Annotated in this window: 4 protein-coding genes and 1 pseudogene; 4 read left to right on the forward strand and 1 reads right to left on the reverse strand. The window is 47.1% G+C overall.

The window, feature by feature from the left end; all coding sequences use genetic code 11:
• The 4 genes and pseudogenes from FD01_RS16320 to FD01_RS12520 form a co-directional block, all read left to right on the forward strand.
• Positions 1–219: pseudogene (locus FD01_RS16320) on the forward strand (hypothetical protein); the annotation flags it as partial.
• Between the two features lie 19 nt (positions 220–238).
• Positions 239–1624 (forward strand): DUF2252 domain-containing protein, encoded by a 1386-nt coding sequence (locus tag FD01_RS12510; RefSeq protein WP_162257370.1) that lies wholly within the window; start codon positions 239–241, stop codon positions 1622–1624.
• Between the two features lie 173 nt (positions 1625–1797).
• Positions 1798–2868, forward strand: coding sequence for a phosphomevalonate kinase (locus FD01_RS12515; protein ID WP_056964622.1), 1071 nt, complete (start codon positions 1798–1800; stop codon positions 2866–2868).
• A gap of 133 nt (positions 2869–3001) precedes the next feature.
• On the forward strand, positions 3002–4087 hold the full coding sequence (locus FD01_RS12520; protein WP_056964618.1) for an LCP family glycopolymer transferase: 1086 nt from the start codon (positions 3002–3004) through the stop codon (positions 4085–4087).
• A gap of 105 nt (positions 4088–4192) precedes the next feature.
• Here the strand turns inward: FD01_RS12520 and FD01_RS12525 are convergent, their stop codons facing one another.
• Positions 4193–5005 carry an SGNH/GDSL hydrolase family protein gene (locus tag FD01_RS12525; protein WP_054719453.1) on the reverse strand — a complete coding sequence of 271 codons (813 nt, stop codon included), beginning with the start codon at positions 5003–5005 and terminating at the stop codon, positions 4193–4195.
• Positions 5006–5096: the final 91 nt, after the last annotated feature.

The raw sequence follows: 5096 nt of genomic DNA on the forward strand, positions 1-5096 counted from the left end.
ACCGACGTAGCAAGGCTGCGTGATGGTATTGGTCCAGAAAAACGTCCGCACGCCCTTGTGGCCACCGGTTTAGGCAACTTGCAAGCTAGTGGGTTTGTGACGTTAACTGATGATCAACGTAGCGAAATGTTGTCATCCGTGTTGCAAGACTTTATTGCCAACGGCCGCTTCACCAACTCTACGTCAGCCATCGCGCTTGACCACACTGCAGCACTGTAAGACAAGATGTCGAGCCTATTTGGAGGCTCGACTTTTTATTTGGAGGCTCATTATTAATTCTTTAATTTCAGAAATTTTAGATCCCACTTTACCTGTTGGCGTCGAACAGCGTCAGGCTTTTGGCAAAAGTTTGCGTGAACAAGTGCCCTTGACTGCTTTAGGGCATCGCCCGGTGATCACGCGCTCGGCGCCGCGGTTTATTGCGCGAATCGAAAGTCATTTGATTCCAGAATTGTTACCATTGCGGCATGAGCGGATGCTGGCGAGTCCTGCCGCATTTTTCCGTGGGACTGCCGAGTTGATGGCTTATGATTTGCGGCATGAAGTCAATAGTGGTATCACCTTGTTGAGTTCTGGGGATGCTCATTTACAAAACTTTGGCTTTTATGCTTCACCTGAGCGGCAATTGCTGTTTGATTTAAATGATTTTGATGAAGCTGGCGTGATGCCATTTGAATATGATGTCAAGCGCTTGGCCACCAGTGTGTATTTGCTCGGGGCGCAGTCACATTTTGATGCGGATCAAATGGATGAGTTGGTGTTGCAGGTGGTGCGGACATATCGCAAAAGTTTAAAGGCGAGCTTCAAACAATCCCAGCTCGAACGCTTTTATACCACTAGTGAAGTGCATGGGCTATTAGGGGCAGTTGATGCGCAAGAGGCAGGGTTGATCGAAAAAATCATCCACAAGGCCCAAAGTCGCGACCAAGCGTCAGTGATCAAAAAATACACGCAACGCACGGCCTCTGGTCAGTTGCGCTTTAAAGTGGATCCACCGCGGTCGATTCATGTGGAAGCTGATACTGAAGTCAGTTTGATGCAAGGCTTGCTGGATTATCGCGAAACCACTCGCGCCGATGTCAATTTATTATTACATCAATATCATGTCACCGATATGATCCGGCATTCTGTGGGCATCGGGAGTTTTGGCACGCATTGTTATTTGGCGTTGTTAACTGGACCTAATGGCAGCTCGATTGTCTTGCAACTTAAAGAAGCTTTACCAGATCGCCATGTGCTGAGTTTACAATCAGATCCTGCCAGTTTGAGCGCTGAAACGCAAGCGGGTCAGCGCATCATTGCGGCGACACAAATTTTGCAAAAGGCTTCGGATCCATTTTTAGGTTGGATGACCATTGGCGAGCGCAGTTTTTATGTGCGTCAGTTCCGGGACATGAAAGAGTCGATCAATGTCGCGAAATTAACCTTCGATCAATTCAAAGCATACAGTGAAGTTTGTGCGCATTTGTTAGCGAAGGCTCATGCGCAAAGTCCCCAAGCCGCTGTGGCGTGCGGCTATGTGAACAAAGATTTTGATCGGACGATTCAACAATGGTGTTTGGGCTATTTGCATCAAGTCATCGATGATTTTGCGGCGTTTGCAGCTGAATTTGAAGAAAACTGATGACCGACGTCAATTCGGAGTTGAGTTTCGGCTTGAAAATGCCTAGAATAGATAAGGTGTGTTTTTCAAGAATTGGTAACGTTGAGTTTTTTTGACGTTTTTTTTGCGCGTTTATGCGTATAATCAATTCGCATGCACGAGTTCGGCAAATTTTGGTGAAGGGTTCTGATGGATTGGTAACAGCGCAGGCGCCAGGTAAGCTTTATATCGCTGGTGAATACGCGGTGGTGGAAACAGGGTACCCCGCGGTGATCGTGGCATTAAATCAATTTGTAACGGTGACAGTGACGAAAGCTGAGGGCATTGGGCGGATCAATTCCAAGCAATATCAAGAAAACAGCTTAACTTGGCAACGCAATGGCGATGAAATGGTATTTGATAATCGGGACAACCCGTTTCATTACATTTTAAGCGCTATTCGTTGTACCGAGATGTACGCAAGAGAGCTCGGACGTAACTTGTCCGTGTACACCATGGATATCGATTCGGATCTGGATGCCAATGATGGCAAAAAGTACGGCTTAGGGTCCAGTGCTGCGGTGACTGTGGCAACAGTCAAAGCATTGGATCAATTTTATGATCTACACATGACCAAGGCGCAACTGTATAAGCTCGCGGCCATCGCCCATTTGGATATTCAAGGCAACGGGAGCTTAGGGGATATTGCCGCTTCCGTTTATGGCGGCTGGATCGCTTATCGCTCCTTTGATAAAGCGTGGTTAGCGGCTGAGCGCCGTGAGCATGGGTTGTCTGAATTATTGAGCATGGATTGGCCCCAATTGTCCATTGAGCTGTTGCAAGCACCAAAAGACATGCAGCTGCTGATCGGCTGGACTGGCTCGCCGGCTTCTACTAGTCGCTTAGTCGATAAAATTGCCATTGCGCAAGCCAAAGAACGGGTCGAATACCAAACGTTTTTAAGTGCCAGCAAAAACACCTTGGAAGGCTTGATCGAAGGCTTCCGTCAGCAATCACTTTCAGCCATTCAAGCTGGCATTCGCGCCAATCGCCAATTGTTAAATCATTTAGCAACCTTAACCGGCGTTGAAATCGAAACGCCGATTTTAAAGCAAATGTGTGATTTAGCCGAGCTAGCCGGTGGGGCTGCCAAGTCCAGTGGTGCTGGCGGCGGTGATTGTGGCATTGCGTTAGTGGATGCTTCAGTTGATCAAGCGGCTTTAATGAAACAATGGGAACAGGCCCAAATCGAACCCCTGGCCTTTCAAGTCCATGAAGTGATTTAACCAGATGGCGTCGCGGTGATCGCGGCGCTTTTTTTATGTCGCTGTGGGCTTGATTGTTTCATTTTCATGTTTTCTGAAAAATGATTCGGCAAATCTGGTACAATACAAGCGAGACTACTTTGGAGGTTTACATATGGCAGACGAACATCATACACATACGCAACATCGGCATCATCATCGCAATCGCGGCAAAAAGCATCCGGTGATCAAATGGGTCGTGGGCATTGTGCTCGTTTTACTGGTGGCCATCGGTGGCTATGCTTATTATCTCTATTCCAGTGTCCAACACACCGTCGACAAGACTTACACCCCATTGAAGAAAAACAATGGCAGTGGCACCACGGCATTGAAGTATAAAAAACCGGTTTCCATCGCGTTGCTTGGGACTGATACCGGGGACCTTGGCCGGACGGAAACACGTGGTCGGACAGATACCATCATCATCATCACGTTGAATCCCGAAATGAAGAAAACCACGATGACTTCGATTCCGCGAGACACCATGGCCCAAATGGTCGGTGAATCCGGCGTTCAAATTCAAAAAATCAACGCCGCTTATAACTTTGGTGGCGCAGATATGGCGATCGATTCGATTTCAAGCTTGGTCAATGTGCCGATCAATTACTACGCGTTGGTCAACATGGGCGGTCTGACTAAAGTGGTCGACGCTGTCGGTGGGGTGGATGTGACCCCAACCTTGAGCTTTAAGTATTCCGGTTACACCTTCACTAAAGGCAAAACGGTGCACATGGATGGCGACAAAGCGTTGGCTTACAGTCGGATGCGTTATGATGATCCCAATAACGATTACGGCCGGCAAACTCGGCAACGTCAAATCATCATGTCGATTCTTAAAGCGGCGCCATCCTTCCAATCTTTGGCCAACTTCAAAAAGTTGTTGAGTTCCGTGGAATCTAATCTGAAAACTAACATGAGCTTTTCTGATATGACGCAGTTGTTTACCAATTACCGGGCAGCGGCTAACAACGTTAAAGAAGATCACATGCAAGGCGTTGGGGCGAATATCTTGAATGCTTCTTATCAAGTCACCTCGACCAAAGAATTGCAACGCGTTTCCGATGAGATCCGCAGCAACTTAGGCTTGAAGCAAGAAACCATCAGCAACGAAGAAACCAAGCAAAATGCGTTGAATCCAAACTTCAACTGGAACGGCACCAACAGCACCGGCTATACCGTGCATAGCGATAACAGTAATTAAACAAAAAAAGTTGAGCTACGGCTCAACTTTTTTTGTGTTTAAACTCGTATCGTTCATCATGAAGGTAAACAAAAAGCAGCAGATCATTGATCTACCGCTTAGGCGTTACTTCACATAGAATTTGTCGACTTGTTTGGCTAATAAATCGGCGATTGCTTGATTCCCGCTATCGTTAGGGTGATACCCATCGCCTGATCCAGTCCAACTCGAGGCACCTGATTGAGCGATATTGCCTGCTTTGGCATAAACGCTGGAAATATCCACCACTGGAACTGAATATTGTGTCCCGACGGCTTTGATGGCGGCATCATATGAGGCGCTGGTTTCAGCTTTCCAAGTGGTTAATAAAATGATCTTCGCTTTGGGTAAATCAGACTTTAATCCAGAAACCAAATTGGTGAGGTTCGTTTTAAACGTCGCCGCATCGGCATAATTGGCATTGGTTTGATCTTGCTCGTTGGTGCCTAACTCGATGGTGATCAGATTTGGTGCCATGTTCACCACATTATCATAATTTGGTTGCGCGATGCTGGTGATGGTCGCCCCAGCTTGCCAATACCCATCCAAAGTGGCTTTAAATCCAAGCGTGTCTTTGAGATAGCGTGTCAGCACATATTCATAGGCCATATTTTCTTTGCTGGTGTAATCACCTGCCGCTAAGCTATCGCCTAACGCGACATATTTCAACGGTTGATTGTTGCCGATTTTTTTGTTGACCTTGGTGGCCTTTTTAGTGGTATTGCTAGAGGAGGTGCTTGTCGTGGTTTTGGTGGCGGGTTGTTGTTTGGCGACTAACGCTGAGTGGGAAGCGCGCTGTGCGGCTAATTGATCGGCCTGATGTTGGCGGCCGAAGAAAATGATCGCACCTAATGCGGCGATCGCTAAAAGTGCGGAAAAGAAGAGCCCAAATTTTCTCATAAAAAACGTTCCCCCGATATGTATTAGCTTAATTTTACGCAAATTGCAAGAACAAGTTAGCCACCCCATGGCACGACACCGTGAGATGAAC

It is taken from the genome of Lacticaseibacillus manihotivorans DSM 13343 = JCM 12514 (genome assembly GCF_001435035.1).
In the GTDB taxonomy this organism is placed as follows: domain Bacteria; phylum Bacillota; class Bacilli; order Lactobacillales; family Lactobacillaceae; genus Lacticaseibacillus; species Lacticaseibacillus manihotivorans.

Coding starts and splice junctions, on each gene's coding strand:
- FD01_RS12525 (WP_054719453.1), bottom strand. CDS start 5,005: ATGAGAAAATTTGGGCTCTTCTTTTCCGCACTTTTAGCGATCGCCGCA.
- FD01_RS12520 (WP_056964618.1), top strand. CDS start 3,002: ATGGCAGACGAACATCATACACATACGCAACATCGGCATCATCATCGC.